Here is a 17,373-nt window from a genome sequence, read left to right as displayed (position 1 = left end):
CTCCCGCAATGACCACCTGTCTGTAACAGATTATATTCTGTTGCAATCCAGAAATATCATGCAGTGCGCTGAAATTTGCGAAAGTGCACACTTTGCCTGAGCGTCAGCGCAGGGGCAGGGCGGCCGGGGCCGGCCCGCTGCCCTTCAGGCGGAAGATGGCGACGGCCGCGATCAGGGCTTGCGCCTGTTCCTGCAGGCTTTCGGCAGCGGCGGCCGCCTGCTCGACCAGGGCGGCGTTCTGTTGCGTGATGTTGTCCATCTGCGTGACCGCCTGGTTGACCTCGCTGATTCCCGCGCTTTGCTCGTGGCTGGCGCTGGTGATTTCACTCATGATGGCGGCCACCTTCTGGATCGATTCCACCACCAGCGCCATGGTGCGCCCCGCCTCGTCGACGAGCTTGCTGCCGGCGTCGACCCGTTCCACGGAGGCGCCGATCAAGGTCTTGATCTCCTGGGCGGCGGCAGCGCTGCGGTGTGCCAGGCTGCGCACCTCGCCGGCGACGACGGCGAAGCCGCGCCCCTGTTCGCCTGCCCGCGCCGCCTCGACGGCCGCGTTCAAGGCCAGGATGTTGGTCTGGAAGGCGATGCCGTCGATGACGCCGATGATGTCGGCGATCTGGCTCGAACTTTCCTTGATCGCGCCCATCGTGCTGACCACCTGGGCGACGACGGCGCCGCCCTGCACGGCGACGGCCGAGGCGGTCGCCGCCAGCTGGTTCGCCTCGCCGGCGTTGCTGGCGTTTTGCCGCACCGTCGCCGTCAGCGTTTCCATCGAACTGGCCGTCTCTTCGAGGGAACTGGCTTGCGCTTCCGTGCGCGCGGACAGGTCCGCATTGCCCAGCGCGATTTCGTGCGTGGCCACCGACATTTCGCCGGTGCCGCTGCGGATGTCGCCGATCAGCCCCGTCAGGTTGGCGTTGATGGTGTTCATCGCATGCAGCAGCACGCCGATTTCATCGGCTCGTTCGATGACGGCATCGATGCTCAGGTCGCCGCCGGCGATCAATTGCGCCGTGGCGATCGCCTGGTCCAGGCTGCGCTTGATGTGGCGGTACACGAGGAACAGGCACAGCAGCGAGACCATGACCGATACCAGCAGCACGCCGACGGTGACGGAATAGGCCGCCATGGTGCCGCCCGTCGCCGTCTGCACGGCCGCGCTCGTGCGCTGGTCGAGCAGCGTGAGAAATTCATTCACCGGCTGCATGATCTTGCCCTTGTTGCGGTGGTATTGAACATCATGCATGATGGCGCGGGCCATTTCCAGGTCGGGCGGACCCTTCCTGGTAAAGTTACCGCTGCCGTCGTCGAACAAGCCCTTGACGGCGTTCATGGCGATCACCTCGGTCTTCACCAGGCCGTCGGAATTGGCCTGGGCCTCTTGCAGTTTGGCAAATTCCTGCTCGCTGAAGCCGGCTTTGCGCATCAGCTCGGCCAGTGGCACGCTGGGGCCCGTCGATGCCGGCACGGGCATGCCCGCCGCCACGAAGTCCCAGTAGATGCGCTCGTAATGGTCGGGGCGCGGCTTCTTGCCGTTGCGGATGTCGAGGATGTCCATGTATTGCTGCTCGTAGCTGGCGTCGCCCGTGACGACGTAGGTGCGGGCCAGCCGGGTCAGGTCGTCCGAGCTTTGCCGCAATTCATCGGCCAGCAGATAGGATTGGAAGCGCGTTTCAGTGACCTGGTTCGCTTCGGCCTGTTTGGTGGCCACGCGGAACAGGGCCAGCAGGCTGACGATGGAGAGCGCCAGGCTAAGTAGAAAAATGGCGGCAAAGATATTCCTGATCGACAGTTTGCTGCGCATGGTATCCCCCGGAAGTGTGGTTGGGGCTGTTGGCGCTGCCCGCCAGATGAATATACTCCGGTCTGTACGGCAATTTTAATGCCGTACAGAAAAAAGGTGGCGCCATGCAACGGCGCCCCATGGCTATCAAGTTGCCAGTTGCTGCAGCAGGTAGAGGCGCTGGTACAGGCCGCCTTCGATCTGCATCAGTTCCTCGTGCGGTCCCGCTTCCGTGATGCGGCCGTGATTGAGCACGATGATACGGTCGGCTTCGCGGATGGTCGACAGGCGGTGGGCGATGGCGATGATGGTGACCTTGCCGCGCAGCTCGTTGAGGGCCGTCTGCACGATCTGCTCTGTCTGGCTGTCGATGCGCGACGTCGCTTCGTCCAGCAGCAAAATGCGCGGCTGGCCGGCCAGCGCGCGGGCAATCGCGATCAGCTGCTTCTGCCCCGACGACAGGCGCGAGCCGCCTTCGCCCAGCGGCGTGTCGTAGCCGTGTTCCAGCGCCGCGATGAAGTCGTGCGCATGCGCGGCGCGCGCCGCCGTCTCGATCTGCTGCTGCGTGTAGCCGCGGCCCATGTCGATGTTTTCGCGCGCCGAGGCGGCCAGCAGGAAGGGGTCTTGCGGCACCAGGCCCACGTCGGCGCGGAAGCGCTCGTTGTCGATGCTGTCGAGGGCGACGCCATTGATGGCGATGCTGCCCTGCGTGACGGGGTAGAAGCGCAGCAGCAAGGAGAGCAGGGTCGACTTGCCGCTGCCCGTGTGGCCGACGATGCCGAAGAAGGCGCCCTGCGGAATGGTCAGCGACAGGTCGTGCAGCACGGGCTGGTTTTCCGCGTAGGCGAAGGTCAGGTGCGAGATGGCGACGGCGGCCTGGCCGCCGTGCGCTGCCGCCTGCCGCAGGGCCGAAGTCTCCCTTCCCTGTGCGTGTTCCAGCGCCTGCGCTTCGTCCAGCAGGGCCGAGACGCGCGCCGTGGCCACCACCGATTGCTGCAGCTGGCTAAATTGCATCGTGATCTGGATCAGCGGTTCGATCACGCGCGCGATGTAGCTGATGAACGCATACAGCACGCCCACTTCCACGGCGCCCATTTCACGGCGGCCGAAGCTGAAGATGACGACGGCCAGCAGCACGATGTTGAGCATGTCGAGCGCGGGGCGCAGCAGCCAGGCGTTGGCGCGCAATTCCTGCATGCGCGCCGTGTAGTGGTCCTGGTTGATGCCCGTGAAGCGCGCGCCGAAGCGCTGCTCCGCGTTATTCGCCTGCAGCACGCTCATGCCGCCGATCGATTCGGCGATCTGGCCGTTGATTTCGCTGCGCAGGGCGCGCGCGCGCGTGACGGCCGGCGCGCTCCAGCGCTGGTACAGGAAGACGATCGCCAGCACGGCCGGCAGCAGGGCCAGCACGATCAGCATCAATCGCCAGTCGAGGAAGGCCATGGCGGCCATGGTGCCGACCAGGACGATGGAGCTGTCGAGGATGACGAACAGCACCTGCACGTACAGCGATTTCACCGCTTCCGTGTCGTTGGTGACGCGGCTGACCAGTTGCCCCGTGATGGCGCGGTCAAAGAAGGACATGGGCAGGCGCAGCACGTGCTGGTAGACGGTTTCGCGCAGGCGCTGCACCGAGCGCATGGCCAGGCCGGACAGGCGCACCAGCTGCAAATAGCGCAGGCCGGAAGCGACCCAGCCCGTCAGCAGGCAACCGCCCAGCAGCAGTGCCATGCGCGTCCAGTCCAGGTGGCGCGGCAGCAGGTGCTGGTCGATCAGGGCCTTGCCCAGGATCGGTCCCGTCACTTCGAGGGCGGCGGCGAGGATCAGCCAGAACGTGGCCCAGTACAAATGGCGCAGGTCGGGTGCGGCGGCGCGGCGCAGCAGGCCGATCGCTTGCGCGGCCTGGCGGCGCACGGATGGCGTGGCGGTGGTGGCGTGGTCGGTCTTAGATGGCATCGAGGCTGGCCTCCAGTTGTTGATAGCGCCACTGGCTGGCATACCAGCCGTCGCGCTGCATCAGCGCGTCGTGGTTGCCCGTTTCCGTGACGTGGCCGTCGCGCAGCACGAGGATCAGGTCCGCGTTGACGACGGCGCTCAGGCGGTGGCTGGCGATGATGGCGCAGCGCTCGGGGCGTTTGCGGCGCAATTCCTCCAGGTGCTGCAGGATGCGCGTTTCCGTGCCCGTGTCGACGGCCGACAGCGCATCGTCGAGCAGCAGCAAGCCGTTGTCGGCCAAGAGAGCCCGGGCAATCGCCACGCGCTGGCGCTGGCCGCCGGACAGGGTGATGCCCTTTTCGCCCACGTGGGTGGCATAGCCTTCGGGGAACTGCAAAATGTCTGCGTGGATGTCGGCCAGCTGCGCCGCCCGCTCCACTTCCTCGCGCGTGGCGCCGGGGCGGGCCAGCGCGATATTGTCGGCGATGGTGGCGGAGAATAAAAATGACTCCTGCGGCACCCAGCTGATGGCCGCGCGCAGCGCGTGTAACGTATATGCGTCCAGCGCGTGTCCATTCCACGTGGCCGTGCCCGATTGCGGCGTGACCTGGCGCAGCAGCACGCGCAGCAGGGTCGACTTGCCGCTGCCCGTGGGGCCGACCAGGCCCAGGGTCTGGCCCGGCTGCAGGCGCAGCGAAATGCCAGACAGCGCCGGCGCCGTCTGGCCCGCATACGCAAAGCCGACGTCCTGCAATTGCAGGGGGCCGGGCGTCAGCGTGGCGATGCTGCCATGGTCGTCGATGGCCAGCGGCGCGTCGAGCATCGGCTGCAAGCGTTGCCAGGCGGCGCGGCCCCGTTCGATCAATGACAGTACCCAGCCGGCGGCGAACATGGGCCAGATCAGCTGGCCCAGGTACATGGAAAAGCTCGTCAGTGCGCCGATGGTCAGCTGGTCTTGCCACACGAGGTAGCCGCCCAGGCCCAGGGTCAGCGCCGTGGCCGCCGTCAGGGTCAGGCCGACGGCCGGTTCGTACGCCGCTTCCCAGCGCTGCGCCGTCAGGCTGGCGTTGGCCGCGTGGCCGGCCAGGGTGGAGAACTGGGCGCTGCTGCGCTCTTCCAGGCCCAGCGCGCGCAGGGTGCGCACGCCCGACAGCGATTCCTGCACATGGTCGTTCAGCGCGGAAAAGCGTTGCAAGGAATCCGTCGACGCCGTGTGGATATGGCTGGAGATGCGCCAGAAGGCCAGTCCCATCAGCGGGAAGGGCAAGAGGGCGATGCAGGCCAGGCGCCAGTCCACGCCCAGCAGCATGATGCCGAGCACCATCAGCAAGGTCAAGGTGCCGTCGAAGCCGGCCAGCATGGCTTCGCCGGCGGCCATTTCGATAGCGTCGATGTCGTTCGTCGCCAGCGCCATCAGGTCGCCCGTGCGCTGGTTCTGGTAGAACGACGCGCCCTGCTGCGACATGCGCGTGTAGAAGCGCGTGCGCAGCATCACGCCCAGCTGGTAGGCGGCCTTGAACAAGGTGATGCGCCAGCCCACGCGCAGGAAGTAGATGACGACGCCGACGGCGAGCAGGGTCAGCAGCTCAAGCCACAGTTCGGCAGCCGTCATGCGGTGCGCGGCCAGCGCGTCGATGATGGCGCCCACGCGGCGCGGAATCCAGACGGTCAGTGTTGCCACGCCGGTCAGCATGACGGCGGCGGCGGCATACGCCGGCCAATGCTGACGCACGAAGCCGGCGATGAGCCTCGATAAACTCATGGTTACCTTTTGTTTTGAGTAATGGGGTGTCGCGGGGCGGAAGGACGGGCACGCGGACGGAAAGTACGCGTAGGATACAACAAGGCGGAAAAGCGCGCTGTGGACGGGCACGCAAAAAACGGGCCGTAGCCCGTTGTTTTGCTGCGTCGGTGCGGTGCGCGAGGCTTACTTGCGGCCGCCGCCTTTGCCGCCGCCCAGCATGTCGAGCTGTTTCGATGGCACGCCTTTGGGGGCGGCCTTGGCTGCCGGCTTGGCGGCTGGCGCAGGGGCGTGCTTCACGGCCGCCTTGGCCACGGTCTTGCCGGCGGCGCTGGCCGGCTTGGCGGCCGGTTTGCTCGAAGGAAATGGTTTCGCGGCCGGTGTGGCCGGTGCTGGCGCTGGTGCGGCGGCTTTCGCTGGCGCGGCGGCGGGCGCCGGTGCGGGCTTGGCCGCTTCTGGCTTGGCCTCTGGCTTGGCTTCCAGTTTGGCTGCCGGTTTGGCTTCGGCCGCTTTCACGGCGGGCTTGTCGGCGGGCTTGTCGGCAACCTTGGCGGGCGCTGCTAGCGGCTTGGCTGCGGGGGCGGCGACAGGGGCGGGTGCCGCCTTGGCGGCAGGCTTGACCACTTCGGCCGGCTTGGCGACGACGGGTGCAGGTGCCGCTGCCGGCGCTGGCGCAGCGACAGGGGCAGCCAGCGCGGGCTTGGCCGCGACAGGAGCAGGGGCGGCGACTGGCGCGGCCGCATCGAGGCGCGCCTTGGCCGAGGCCAGCAATTCTGCCTGGGTGCTCGAGGCGATGCCGAACAGCTGGCGGCTGTAGGCCAGCACGCTTTCGATATTCGGCTGCGCCTGGCTGGTGCTGTAGCTGAAGAAGTCGCGCGGGTCCTGCGTGACCAGCAGCTGCTGCGCCGTTTCCGCCGTGTGCGACAGGGCGGCCTTGCCGGCGTTCAGGTTCAGGGCGATGATTTTCTCGGCGCTTTCAAAGACTTTGCTGGTCAGAAGGCTGAAGATTTGTAGCTGGTTTTCCAGTTGCGATTTGGCGGCGCTGGAAAATTGTTCAGGAAGCGGAAACATATTTACTCCTTTGTACGGATTAAAATGCTGGCAAAACGCTCTGCAAAATCCCGAAAACCAGAGTTGGCCGCGTTTTGTAAAGTGGGTAGCGTGCTAAATAGCTGATCATAGACTTTTTATGATGCAACGCAATATGAATATTCTAGCGGTGATTCGAGTTAGTTGAAAGTTATTTTCTCAAGGGCTTGCGCTGCGTGCCTGGCGCGCACTTGGCGTATTCACGGGCCTGGAAACATTTGCGGAAAGTTTGCGCACGCGCAAAGCGTTGTCATGAAATCTATGGCTACGCTTTTGCCAGTGACAATATTCGTGCACTGCAGCATCCTTGAGCAAAGAAGATGAGAATGCACTGGAAGCACCCGATACCGTAGTCAACCGAAGGAGTGTCCGCATGGACCTAGTCATCCGCAATGCCAGCCTGCCCGACGGGCGCCGCGCCATCGATATCGCCATCGAGGGCGGCCGCATCGCCGCCGTCGGCCCCGCCTTGCCCGTGACGGGCGCGCAAGAGATCGACGCCGCCGGCGACCTCGTCACGCCGCCCTTCGTCGACGCCCACTTCCACATGGACGCCACGCTCAGCTACGGCTTGCCGCGCGTAAACGCCTCCGGCACCCTGCTCGAAGGCATCGCCCTGTGGGGCGAGCTGAAACCGCAACTGACGCAGGACGCGCTGGTCGAACGCGCCCTGCAGTATTGCGACTGGGCCGTGGCGCGCGGCCTGCTGGCGATCCGCTCGCACGTGGATATCTGCGACCCGCGCCTGCTGGCCGTCGAAGCGCTGCTCGACGTCAAGCGGCAGGTCGCGCCTTACCTGGACTTGCAACTGGTGGCCTTTCCGCAGGACGGCATCCTGCGCAGTCCCGGCGCCTTCGATAATTTAAAGCGCGCGATCGCCATGGGCGTCGACGTGGTGGGCGGCATCCCGCATTTCGAGCGCACCATGGCCGACGGCGCGGAATCCGTGCGCCTGCTGTGCGAATTCGCCTGCGAGCGTGGCCTGATGGTCGACATGCATTGCGACGAATCGGACGACCCGCTGTCGCGCCATATCGAAACCCTGGCCTTCCACGCCCAGCGCCTCGGCATGCAGGGCAGGGTGACGGGCTCGCACCTGACCTCCATGCACTCGATGGACAATTATTATGTGAGCAAACTGCTGCCCCTGATCCGCGAGGCGGGCGTGGCGGCCATTGCCAACCCTCTCATCAACATCACCCTGCAGGCGCGCCACGATACATATCCGAAGCGGCGCGGCATGACGCGCGTGCCCGAGATGCTGGCCGCCGGCATTCCCGTCGCCTTTGGCCACGACTGCGTGATGGACCCGTGGTACAGCCTCGGCTCGGGCGACATGCTGGAAGTGGCGCACATGGGTTTGCACGTGGCGCAGATGACGGGCCAGCAGGCGATGCACGACTGCTTCCTGGCCGTCACCGAGACGCCGGCGCGCATCCTGGGCCTGGACGGCTACGGCATCGCGCCCGGCTGCCATGCGGACTTGCTGATCCTCGATTGCGGCTCCACGGTGGAAGCGCTGCGCCTGCGCGCGGCGCGGCGCCTGGTGCTGCGCCGCGGGAAAGTCGTCAGCGAGGCGCCGCGCGCGCAATCGCGCCTGCATCTGCCGGGGCGGCCCGACAGCGTGAACTTTCGCCTGGGGCGCTGATACAATCGGCCATCACTTGTTATCGGGAGCACCGCCTTGAAAGAAATTGATATCCGCCCGGCCAATGAAGCCGATTTCGACGCCATGTGGCCGATCTTCCAGACCCTGGTCGCCGGCGGCGACACCTATACCTTCCCCGCCGAGACCACGCGCGAAGAGTGCCACGCCTACTGGTTCGGTCCCGGCGTGCAAAGCTTCGTCGCCGTGATGGGCAGCGAGCGCCTGCTGGGCATGTACAAGCTGGTGGCGAACCAGCCGGGCCATGGATCGCACGTGGCCAATGCCTCGTTCATGGTCGATCCCGCAGCGCAGGGCGTGGGCGTGGGCCGCCTGATGGGCGTGCACTGCATGGAAGAGGCGCGCCGCGCGGGCTACCTGGCGATGCAGTTCAACTTTGTCGTCAGCACCAACCTGGCCGCCGTCACGCTGTGGAAAAAACTGGGCTTCGCGGTGGTTGCCACCCTGCCGCTGGCCTACCGCCACGCGCAGCTCGGCTATGTCGACGCCTACGTGATGTACCAGCTGCTGACCGACCCGATGCAGTGGCCGGCATGAGCGGCGCCGTCACCGTCATCGAGACGCCGCGTCTGCGTCTGCGCACCGCCACGCTGGACGATGCGGCCTTCTACATGGAGCTGGTCAACGACCCGTCGTGGATCGCCAACATCGGCCAGCGCAATATCCACACCCTGGAGGCGGCCCGCGCCGCGCTGGAATCGGGACCGATGGCGCAGTTCCGCGAGCATGGCTATTCGCTGTACATCGTCGAACGCCGCAGCGATGGCGCGCCGGTGGGCATGGCCGGCCTGGTGCGGCGCGACAGCCTGCCCGGCCCCGATATCGGCTACGCCATGCGTCCCGCCTACTGGGGCCAGGGCTATGCCTGGGAAGCGACGGCCGCCATCGTGCGGCATGCGCAGCAGGTACTGCGCCTGCCCACCCTGTACGGCATCACCTCGCTGCAAAACCAGGCCTCGATCAATCTGCTCAACAAGCTGGGGCTGCGCTTCGAGCGCTTTACGCGCCGCCAGCCGGATGGCAAGGATACGAATGTCTACCGCCGCGATTTTCGCCTGGATTGAATCGGCAATGCGGATCGAAAGACTGCAAAATAGTATTTAAAATCTGGCCGTTTTTGTAGTGGTGGCGCGCGGTCTTTGTTTTTATAGTTGGCATACCGGTGGAAAACCGCCGGACTATAAAAATTGGAGACTCGTGATGAAAATCGTTACTGCTATTGCATGGGGCGGCGTCATGTCCGCCGCCTGTGCATCGATGCCGGCGGCATCGGCGCAAAGCTGCTCGGTGCCCGTCCTCAAGGTGCTGGCGCAAAAAAGCCTGGGCCTGACCGTGATGGAAAAGACCCTGGCCGAGTATGAAAAGAAAAACGGCACCAAGGTACAAATCAGCTATTTCGGCGAAAACGACCGCCGCTCCAAGGCCCGCCTCGACGCCTCCACCAAGGCCGGCTCCTACCAGATCTATTACATCGACGAAGCCAACGTGGCCGAATTCGCCACAGCCGGCTGGGTCGTCCCCCTGCTTAAATATCTGCCGAAGGACGCCGACTACGACGACTTCCTGCCGGGCCGCCGCGCTGTCGCCTCGTACAAGGGCGTGGCGTATTTCGCGCCCCTGATCGGCGGCAGCGACTTCCTGTTCTACCGCCGCGACCTGCTGGAAAAGGCCGGCATCGCCGTGCCGAAGACGCTCGACGAACTGGTCGCCGCCGTGAAAAAACTCAACAGTCCGCCGAACGTGTATGGCTGGGCGGCGCGGGGCCAGCGCGGCTCGGGCATGAATGTGTGGCGCTGGGCGCCGTTCATGCTGGCCGCCGGCGGCAAGTGGGAAAACAATGGCGTGCCGGCCTTCAATTCGCCGCAGGCCGTGAAAGCCACCACCCTGTACCGCGAGCTGTTCAAGTATTCGCCGCCGGGCGGCGCCACCTATGACTGGAGCAATGCGCTCGAAGCATTCAGGTCGGGCAAGGTGGCCTTCATGATCGAATCGACGCCGTTCGCCGACTGGATGGAAGATCCGAAAAAGTCTTCGGTGGTCGACAAGGTCGGCTATGTGCGCCCGCCATCGCCGCTGCCGTCGGCCGCGTATGGCCACGGCCTGGCCATCTCCGCCACGGGCGCCAGGGATGAATGCACGCGCCAGGCGGCTGGCAAGTTCATCGCCTGGGCCACGGGCAAGGAGCAGGAACAGGCGCGCCTGAAGGACAACGTCTTCAGCGACTACAACCGCAGCAGCACCATCGCCAGCGACTACTTCCGCAAGCACGTCAAGCCGCAGATCCAGGCGGGCCTGACGGACACCACGCCCGTCTCGCGCGTCACCATCTGGCCCAGCCCCGAGTGGCCGGACATCGGCGACAACCTGGGCGTGGTGCTGGAAGAAGTGTTTACGGGTACGCGCGGCGACGTGCAGAGCGCGCTCGATGAAGCGAATGAGTATGCGACGGAAGTGATGCAACGGGCCAGCAAGCGCAAATAGAGACATCTGACCAAACCTGCTGCGCGTCGGTATAGGCGGCCTGCGATGCTCACTGTGCATAAAGCACAGTTCCGCTTCTCGGCCACCTCTACCTTCCGCTCGCTACGGTTTTGTCAGGTGTCGTAACGCAGCCTGTTTGCTTGTCCGTTCTCGTTTGAAAGCCATCACCATGCCGCACTCTATCCGTAAAAAACGCCACACCTGGCTGCCGGCCGTCTTTCTGACGCTGCCGCTGCTGGTCCTGCTGGTACTGGGCCTGGTGCCCAGCATCGCCGCCATCAACCTGGCCCTGCAAAACCGCGTGCTGCGCTACAGCGACAGCGACTACGTCGGCTTCGCCAATTTTCTCCGCCTGTTCGGCGACCGCCGCTTCCTCAATGCCGTGCAGGTGTCGGCCATATGGGAAGTGGTCACCGTGGCCGGCTCGCTGCTCGTCGGCGTGCTGCTGGCCGTGTTTCTGTTCGAGAAAGTCAAGGGGCGTACCCGCGATCTTCTCGCGCTGCTGCTGATCGTGCCCGTGCTGCTGCCGCGCGTCTCGGCCGCCTTCATCTGGAAGTTCATGTATTCGCCGCTGATGGGCATCCTTAACTGGCTGCTCGAATGCGTGGGCCTGGGCGGCACGGCCTTGCTGTCCGACCCCGCCACGGCCCTGTACGCGGTGGCGCTGGTCGATATCTGGCAGTGGGGCCTGTTCTTCGGCGCCGTCATCCTGAAGCTGCTGGAAACCCTGCCCGCCGAACCGCTGGAAGCGGCGCGCCTCGATTACGCCAGCACCTTGCAGGTGTATGCCTACATCGCGCTGCCGATGCTGAAGGTGCCGATCATGAGCCTCGTGTTCATCAAGATGGTCGAGTCGCTGCGCTCGTTCGACCTGATCTACGTGATGACCAAGGGCGGCCCCGGCATCTCCACCGAAACGCTGGACATGTACGCGTACGCGCAAGGCATCGGCCTGATGGGCAAGGTCTCGTATGCGTCCAGCATGGCCGTGCTGATGATGCTGGCCACCACCGTCATCTTCACCTTACTCTGGAAGCGGGTCGCCAAATGGGAAAATTAACGATCAGGCGCGGTGCGGATCATCTCGCCACCACCGCCATCACCACCGTGATTGTCCTGGTGGCGCTGTTCCCCATCCTGTGGGCCGTGCTCAATTCCTTCAAGGAGCTGATGGACATCGTCACGCCCGTGCCGCGCTTTTTCTTCAGCCCGACCCTGGCCAACTACCAGCAGGTGCTGGCCAGCCCGGAAGTGCTGACGGGACTGGGCAACAGCGTGGCCATTGTCGGCGTGGCAGTCTTGCTGGGCGCCGTGCTGGGCGTGCCGGCCGCGTATGCGATCGCCCGCTATCCGATCCCGGCCAAGAAGGATATCCAGTTCTTTCTGCTGTCCCTGCGCTTTTTGCCGCCCGTGGCCGTCGCCATTCCCCTGATCTCGATATGGATCGACCTGGGGCTGTACGACTCGCGCCTGTCGATGGTGGTGACGTATCTGCTGGTGACCCTGTCGACCATCATCTGGCTGTCGATTCCTGCGTTTGCCCGCATCCCGAAGGAAATCGAGGAAGCCGCCGCGCTCGACGGCTACGGCCCTTACCAGGTGTTCTGGCACGTGGCCCTGCCGGTGGCGTCGAAGACCCTGATGGGCGGCATCGTCTTCAGCTTCGTGCTGGTCTGGAATGAACTGATGATCGCGCTGGCGCTCACCTCCTCGAAGAGCATGACCCTGCCCGTGGTGGCGTCGGCCTTCACGTCAATGGGACAGGAAGTGCCGTGGGGCGTGGTGAACGCTTCCACCGTGCTGCTGGCGCTGCCGCCGCTGCTGTTCGTCGGCATCCTGGGACGGCTGCTCAACTCCATGCTCAAACATAAATAAGGAAGGCTATCATGCAAGCACTCGTACTGGAACAAGCGCATTCCATCACCCTGCGCGACATCGACGTGCCGCTCGTCGTCGGCCCGCGCGACGTGAAGATCAAGATTCATACTGTCGGCATCTGCGGCAGCGACGTGCATTACTACAAGCACGGCAAGATCGGCCCCTTCGCCGTCGAGGCGCCCATGGTGCTCGGTCACGAGGCGTCCGGCGTGGTGGCGGAAGTAGGCGATGAGGTGACGCATTTGAAAGCGGGCGACCGCGTCTGCATGGAGCCGGGCGTGCCGCAGTTCGATTCGCCGGCCACCATGCGCGGCCTGTACAACCTCGATCCGGCCGTGCGCTTCTGGGCCACGCCGCCCATCCACGGCTGCCTCACGCCGTACGTCGTGCATCCTGCCGCGTTCACCTTCAAGCTGCCGGACAACGTCAGCTTCGGCGAAGGCGCCATCGTCGAGCCGCTTGCCATCGGCCTGCAGGCGGCGAAGAAGGCGGCCATCAAGCCGGGCGACGTGGCGGTGGTCATCGGCGCGGGCACCATCGGCGCCATGACTGCGCTGGCCGCGCTGGCGGGCGGCTGCTCGCGCGTGATCCTGGCCGACCTGGTGCCGGAAAAACTGGCCCTGTTCGCCGATAACCCCGCCGTCACCACGGTCGACGTGCGCCAGGCCAGCCTGGCCGACACCGTGCGCGAGGCCACCGATGGCTGGGGCGCCGACATCGTCTTCGAGGCCAGCGGCAGCATGCGCGCCTACGACAACATCACCGACCTGCTGTGCCCGAACGGCTGCCTGGTGCTGGTCGGCATGCCGCCCGAGAACGTCCCCTTCGATATCGTCGCCATCCAGGCCAAGGAAGTGCGCATCGAATCGGTGTTCCGCTACGCGAACATCTTCCCGCGCGCCATCGCCTTGCTGGCCTCCGGCAAGATCGACGTGAAACCCTTCATTTCGCGCACCTTCGGCTTTGCCGACGGCGTGCGGGCGTTCGAGGAAGCGGCCCAGGGCCATCCGCGCGACGTCAAGATCCAGATCGAACTGGCAGGAGACTGATCATGGCAAATATCGCCTGCAGGCAGCTGCACAAGACCTATGACCAGAAGACGGCCGTGCTGCAGCCGTTCGACCTGGAAATCGCCGACGGCGAATTCATCGTCCTGCTGGGGCCATCGGGCTGCGGCAAGTCGACCCTGCTGCGCATGATCGCGGGACTGGAAGACATCAGCGGCGGCGAGCTGCTGATCGGCGGCGCCATCGTCAACGATTTGCCGCCCCGCGCGCGCAACGTGGCGATGGTGTTCCAGAACTACGCGCTGTATCCGCACATGACGGTGTACGACAATATCGCCTTCGGCCTGCGCCGCCTGAAGGTGCCGAACGACGAGATCGAACGCCGCGTGCGCGAGGTGGCTGCCATTCTCAGCCTGGACAGCCTGCTCGATCGCAAGCCGCGCGCCATGTCGGGCGGCCAGCAGCAGCGCACGGCGATTGCGCGCGCCATGATCAAGACGCCGCAAGTGTTCCTGTTCGACGAGCCGCTGTCGAACCTCGATGCCAAGCTGCGCGCGCAGCTGCGCGCCGACATCAAGCGCTTGCACCGGCGCCTGCGCACCACCACCCTGTACGTCACGCACGACCAGCTCGAGGCCATGACCCTGGCCGACCGCGTGGTGCTGATGAAGGGCGGGCACATTGAGCAGATCGGCACGCCGGCGGACCTGTACAACCATCCGCGCACGCTGTTTGCGGCAGGATTCATCGGCACCCCTGCCATGAACTTCATCGATGGCGTCGTCGAAAAAGACGGCGGGCAAACGGTGCTCGTGTGCGCCGGCTACCGCTGGCCATTGACGTCGCCCCGCTTCGCCGCGCTGCCGGCGGGCATGCGCGTGGTCTTCGGCCTGCGCCCGAATCATTTGCGCGCGGCGCAAGTCCCGGCACAAACGCAGCAGCCGTCAGGCACGCATGGCCTGGCGTGCGTGATCGACCTGGTCGAGCTGCTGGGCGCCGAAGCGCTGATCAGCTTCCAGTGCGGCGCCTTGAGCCTGTCGGCCCTGCTGCCGGCGAATGCGGCCAACAGCGCGGCGCAGGTCGGGCAGACCCTGGCGCTGGCTTTCGATGAAGAGCATATGCACCTGTTCGACGCCGACAGCGGACTGGCCGTGGCGGTCGGTGGTCAGGTAAGTGGGTAGAATAGCTGGCAACGAGACCGCGCAAGGAACTGCCGTGACGCCTGACCTGGAACTGATCCACAAACCGATCCATGAATCGTTTCGCGCATGGGCGCACGGCTTTCCGCACACCGTGGCGAAATGGCATTTTCATCCCGAGTACGAACTGCACTTCATCATCACCTCGAACGGCAAATTCTTCATCGGCGACCATATCGGCAGTTACGGGGCGGGCAATCTGATCCTGACGGGGCCGAACCTGCCGCACAACTGGGTCAGCGAACTGCCGGAAGGCGTGGTCCTGCCCGAGCGCGACCTGGTGCTGCAGTTTTCCAGCGACTTCATCGAGCGTTGCGCGCTGCTGTTCCCGGAAATGGCGCCCCTGAAAAGCCTGCTGGGCGAGGCAGCCAGGGGCTTGCAATTTCCCGATGCGCTGGGCCTGCGCCTGGTGCCGCTGATGAAGGAATTGACGACGGCGCAGGGCTTGCGCCGGGTCGAACTGTTTACGCGCCTGTTCGGCGAGCTGTGCGAGTGCCGCGAGCGGCGTCCGCTGGCCAGCGTCACCTACCTGGCGCAGGCGGGGCGCTACATGTCGTCGACCATCAACCTGGTGCTGGCCTACATCAAGCAGAACATCACGCTCGATTTTTGCGAGCAGGACGTGGCCGACGTGGCGGAGATGAACACCCTGAAATTCACGCGCTTTTTTCGCAAGCATACGGGCACCTCGTTCATTCAATACGTGAACCAGGAGCGCATCGCGCTGGCCTGCGAGCTGCTGATGAACACGGACATGAAGGTCACTGACATCTGCTACCGCACGGGATTCAACAACCTCTCCAATTTCAACCGCCAGTTTTTGGCGCACAAGCAGATGTCGCCGTCGAAATTCCGCTCCTGCCTGCTGATGAACATGCCCGAGCCGTCCGGCGACGGCCATTCTTAACTCTCTTTTGGAATCAAATGACTTATCTCGGTATCGATATCGGCACTTCCGAAGTCAAGGCCATCCTCACCGATGACGCGCAGACCATCCTTGCCAGCAGCGGCGTGACCCTGCGCGTCTCGAGCCCCCATCCAGGCTGGTCGGAACAGAATCCCGAAGACTGGTGGCACGCCACCCTGGACGTGATCGCCGCCATCCGCGCCGCGCAGCCGGTGGCGTTTTCCGGCTTGCGCGGCATCGCCCTGTCGGGCCAGATGCATGGCGCCACCCTGCTCGACAAGCAGCAGCACGTGCTGCGCGCGGCCATCCTGTGGAACGACACGCGCGCCTTTGCCGAATGCGTGGAACTCGAGGCGCTGGTGCCCGAGTCGCGCGCCATCACGGGCAACCAGGCCATGCCCGGCTTCACGGCGCCCAAGCTGCTGTGGCTGCAAAAGTACGAGCCATCGCTGTTCCGCGCCACGGCCAAGGTCTTGCTGCCCAAGGATTACGTGGCCCTGCGCCTGACGGGCGAATATGTCTCCGATATGTCCGACGCTTCCGGCACCCTGTGGCTGGACGTGGCCAGGCGCGACTGGTCCGAGCGCATGCTGGCGGCCACCGGCCTCACGCGTGAGCATATGCCGCGCCTGGTCGAAGGCAGCCATGCCGCCGCGCAGGTGCGCCCCTCGCTGTGCCAGGAATGGGGCATCGCGCACGCGGTCGTGCTGGCCGGCGGCGCGGGCGACAACGCCGCGGCGGCTGTCGGCCTGGGCGTGGCGGAGCCGGGCGCCGGCCTGCTGTCGCTGGGGACCTCGGGCGTGCTGTTCGCCGGCAGCGACGGCTTCGCGCCCAATCCGGGCCAGGGCGTGCACGCGTTCTGCCATTGCCTGCCCGAGCGCTGGCACCAGATGAGCGTGATTCTCAGCGCCGCGTCCAGCCTCAGCTGGGTGGCGCGGCTGACGCAGTCGAACGACATCGGCGAATTGGTGACGCTGGCGGAAAATGTCGAGGCGCGCACGGCGCCCGTCTTCCTGCCGTATTTGAGCGGGGAGCGCACGCCGCACAACGATGCGTCCGCGCGCGGCGTGTTCTTCGGCCTGTCGACGGAACACGGGCGCGCCGAGCTGGCCTACAGCGTGATGGAAGGCGTGGCCTTTGCCATGGCCGACGGCAATGCGGCCTTGCGCAGCGCCGGCACGCAGCTGGAAGAAGCGTCGTTCGTCGGCGGCGGTTCGCGCAGCCGCTTCTGGGCCCAGCTGTGCGCAAATGCCTCGGGCTTGCACGTGCTGCGCCACGACCACGGCGTGGCCGGCGGCACCCTGGGCGCGGCGCGCCTGGCGCAGATGGCGGCGACGGGCTTGCCGCCTGCGCAAGTGTGCACGCGCCCGGCCGTGCAGGAAACGGTGGCGCCGCAGGCGTCCGGCGTGCTGGACGAGCGCCTGGCGCGCTACCGGCGTCTGTATCCGCTGTTGCGCGAAGAATTCGCGGGCGCGGCGGCGGCAACGCGCTGACGGGGCCGGCAAGATTGCCGGCCTGACCATGCCGCGGGCGCGTCAATATGGCCAGACAGTCAATCTTCCTGTGTAATTTGTTGTTTCTATGTTGAAAGTGTTTCCCTGGCGAAAGCGCCGCTTGGTTTTTTGCGGGGCGGGCCGCATGATTTCCCTGTTTGGTGGGAATTGGATAGATTTGGCGGCGCCTTTGT

14 protein-coding genes are annotated in these 17,373 nt (G+C 65.2%); 10 read left to right on the top strand and 4 right to left on the bottom strand.

The genetic code is table 11. From position 1 onward, the window contains the following. Positions 1 to 103 precede the first annotated feature (103 nt). The 4 genes from ACQ4W4_RS05265 to ACQ4W4_RS05250 form a co-directional block, all read right to left on the bottom strand. Complete coding sequence (locus ACQ4W4_RS05265) at positions 104 to 1,804, bottom strand: methyl-accepting chemotaxis protein (protein WP_436541047.1); 1,701 nt, start codon at positions 1,802 to 1,804, stop codon at positions 104 to 106. 126 nt (positions 1,805 to 1,930) lie between these two features. Further along, entirely contained in the window at positions 1,931 to 3,739 is a 1,809-nt protein-coding gene (locus tag ACQ4W4_RS05260; protein WP_436541046.1) for an ABC transporter ATP-binding protein, read from the bottom strand. Further along, the gene (locus ACQ4W4_RS05255; RefSeq protein WP_436541045.1) at positions 3,729 to 5,480 is read right to left on the bottom strand and encodes an ABC transporter ATP-binding protein; all 1,752 of its coding nucleotides are present in this window, start codon (positions 5,478 to 5,480) and stop codon (positions 3,729 to 3,731) included. Before ACQ4W4_RS05255 ends, ACQ4W4_RS05260 begins: the two co-directional genes overlap by 11 nt. A gap of 165 nt (positions 5,481 to 5,645) precedes the next feature. Beyond that, a complete protein-coding gene (locus ACQ4W4_RS05250) occupies positions 5,646 to 6,530 on the bottom strand; it encodes a phasin family protein (RefSeq protein WP_436541044.1) in 885 nt (294 codons plus the stop codon). A 391-nt stretch (positions 6,531 to 6,921) separates the two neighbouring features. On the opposite strand from ACQ4W4_RS05250, the gene ACQ4W4_RS05245 reads away from it, so the two are divergent. The 10 genes from ACQ4W4_RS05245 (at position 6,922) to xylB (ending at position 17,179) form a co-directional block, all read left to right on the top strand. Next, positions 6,922 to 8,196 carry an amidohydrolase family protein gene (locus tag ACQ4W4_RS05245; RefSeq protein ID WP_436541043.1) on the top strand — a complete coding sequence of 425 codons (1,275 nt, stop codon included), beginning with the start codon at positions 6,922 to 6,924 and terminating at the stop codon, positions 8,194 to 8,196. Between the two features lie 36 nt (positions 8,197 to 8,232). Then, entirely contained in the window at positions 8,233 to 8,751 is a 519-nt protein-coding gene (locus tag ACQ4W4_RS05240) for a GNAT family N-acetyltransferase (protein WP_436541042.1), read from the top strand. Continuing rightward, positions 8,748 to 9,278 (top strand): GNAT family N-acetyltransferase, encoded by a 531-nt coding sequence (locus tag ACQ4W4_RS05235; RefSeq protein WP_436541041.1) that lies wholly within the window; start codon positions 8,748 to 8,750, stop codon positions 9,276 to 9,278. Before ACQ4W4_RS05240 ends, ACQ4W4_RS05235 begins: the two co-directional genes overlap by 4 nt. Positions 9,279 to 9,450: 172 nt before the next feature. Continuing rightward, a complete protein-coding gene (locus ACQ4W4_RS05230; protein ID WP_436541125.1) occupies positions 9,451 to 10,695 on the top strand; it encodes an ABC transporter substrate-binding protein in 1,245 nt (414 codons plus the stop codon). A 169-nt stretch (positions 10,696 to 10,864) separates the two neighbouring features. Next, on the top strand, positions 10,865 to 11,755 hold the full coding sequence (locus tag ACQ4W4_RS05225; protein WP_436541040.1) for a carbohydrate ABC transporter permease: 891 nt from the start codon (positions 10,865 to 10,867) through the stop codon (positions 11,753 to 11,755). Beyond that, positions 11,743 to 12,570, top strand: a complete 828-nt coding sequence (locus ACQ4W4_RS05220; RefSeq protein ID WP_436541039.1) for a carbohydrate ABC transporter permease — start codon at positions 11,743 to 11,745, stop codon at positions 12,568 to 12,570. Before ACQ4W4_RS05225 ends, ACQ4W4_RS05220 begins: the two co-directional genes overlap by 13 nt. A gap of 11 nt (positions 12,571 to 12,581) precedes the next feature. Further along, on the top strand, positions 12,582 to 13,622 hold the full coding sequence (locus ACQ4W4_RS05215) for an NAD(P)-dependent alcohol dehydrogenase (protein WP_436541038.1): 1,041 nt from the start codon (positions 12,582 to 12,584) through the stop codon (positions 13,620 to 13,622). 2 nt (positions 13,623 to 13,624) lie between these two features. Next, complete coding sequence (locus ACQ4W4_RS05210) at positions 13,625 to 14,761, top strand: ABC transporter ATP-binding protein (RefSeq protein WP_436541037.1); 1,137 nt, start codon at positions 13,625 to 13,627, stop codon at positions 14,759 to 14,761. Positions 14,762 to 14,795: 34 nt separating this feature from the next. Then, positions 14,796 to 15,686 (top strand): AraC family transcriptional regulator, encoded by an 891-nt coding sequence (locus ACQ4W4_RS05205; RefSeq protein ID WP_070289188.1) that lies wholly within the window; start codon positions 14,796 to 14,798, stop codon positions 15,684 to 15,686. Positions 15,687 to 15,703: 17 nt separating this feature from the next. Next, positions 15,704 to 17,179 carry a xylulokinase gene (xylB, locus tag ACQ4W4_RS05200; RefSeq protein ID WP_436541036.1) on the top strand — a complete coding sequence of 492 codons (1,476 nt, stop codon included), beginning with the start codon at positions 15,704 to 15,706 and terminating at the stop codon, positions 17,177 to 17,179. The last annotated feature ends 194 nt before the right edge of the window (positions 17,180 to 17,373 follow it).

The sequence above is a fragment of the Janthinobacterium glycogeni genome, from assembly GCF_051380725.1.
Classification (GTDB): Bacteria; Pseudomonadota; Gammaproteobacteria; order Burkholderiales; family Burkholderiaceae_D; genus Janthinobacterium.
The sequence above is the reverse complement of the archived record's forward strand: the minus strand, read 5'-3'. Positions and strand labels throughout refer to the sequence as shown.

What these genes read in the sequence shown, in the direction of transcription:
- ACQ4W4_RS05250 (WP_436541044.1), bottom strand. Translation starts at nt 6,530, where the DNA reads ATGTTTCCGCTTCCTGAACAATTTTCCAGCGCCGCCAAATCGCAACTG.
- ACQ4W4_RS05225 (WP_436541040.1), top strand. Translation starts at nt 10,865, where the DNA reads ATGCCGCACTCTATCCGTAAAAAACGCCACACCTGGCTGCCGGCCGTC.
- ACQ4W4_RS05265 (WP_436541047.1), bottom strand. Translation starts at nt 1,804, where the DNA reads ATGCGCAGCAAACTGTCGATCAGGAATATCTTTGCCGCCATTTTTCTA.
- ACQ4W4_RS05255 (WP_436541045.1), bottom strand. Translation starts at nt 5,480, where the DNA reads ATGAGTTTATCGAGGCTCATCGCCGGCTTCGTGCGTCAGCATTGGCCG.
- ACQ4W4_RS05230 (WP_436541125.1), top strand. Translation starts at nt 9,451, where the DNA reads ATGTCCGCCGCCTGTGCATCGATGCCGGCGGCATCGGCGCAAAGCTGC.
- ACQ4W4_RS05235 (WP_436541041.1), top strand. Translation starts at nt 8,748, where the DNA reads ATGAGCGGCGCCGTCACCGTCATCGAGACGCCGCGTCTGCGTCTGCGC.
- xylB (WP_436541036.1), top strand. Translation starts at nt 15,704, where the DNA reads ATGACTTATCTCGGTATCGATATCGGCACTTCCGAAGTCAAGGCCATC.
- ACQ4W4_RS05215 (WP_436541038.1), top strand. Translation starts at nt 12,582, where the DNA reads ATGCAAGCACTCGTACTGGAACAAGCGCATTCCATCACCCTGCGCGAC.
- ACQ4W4_RS05260 (WP_436541046.1), bottom strand. Translation starts at nt 3,739, where the DNA reads ATGCCATCTAAGACCGACCACGCCACCACCGCCACGCCATCCGTGCGC.
- ACQ4W4_RS05210 (WP_436541037.1), top strand. Translation starts at nt 13,625, where the DNA reads ATGGCAAATATCGCCTGCAGGCAGCTGCACAAGACCTATGACCAGAAG.
- ACQ4W4_RS05220 (WP_436541039.1), top strand. Translation starts at nt 11,743, where the DNA reads ATGGGAAAATTAACGATCAGGCGCGGTGCGGATCATCTCGCCACCACC.
- ACQ4W4_RS05245 (WP_436541043.1), top strand. Translation starts at nt 6,922, where the DNA reads ATGGACCTAGTCATCCGCAATGCCAGCCTGCCCGACGGGCGCCGCGCC.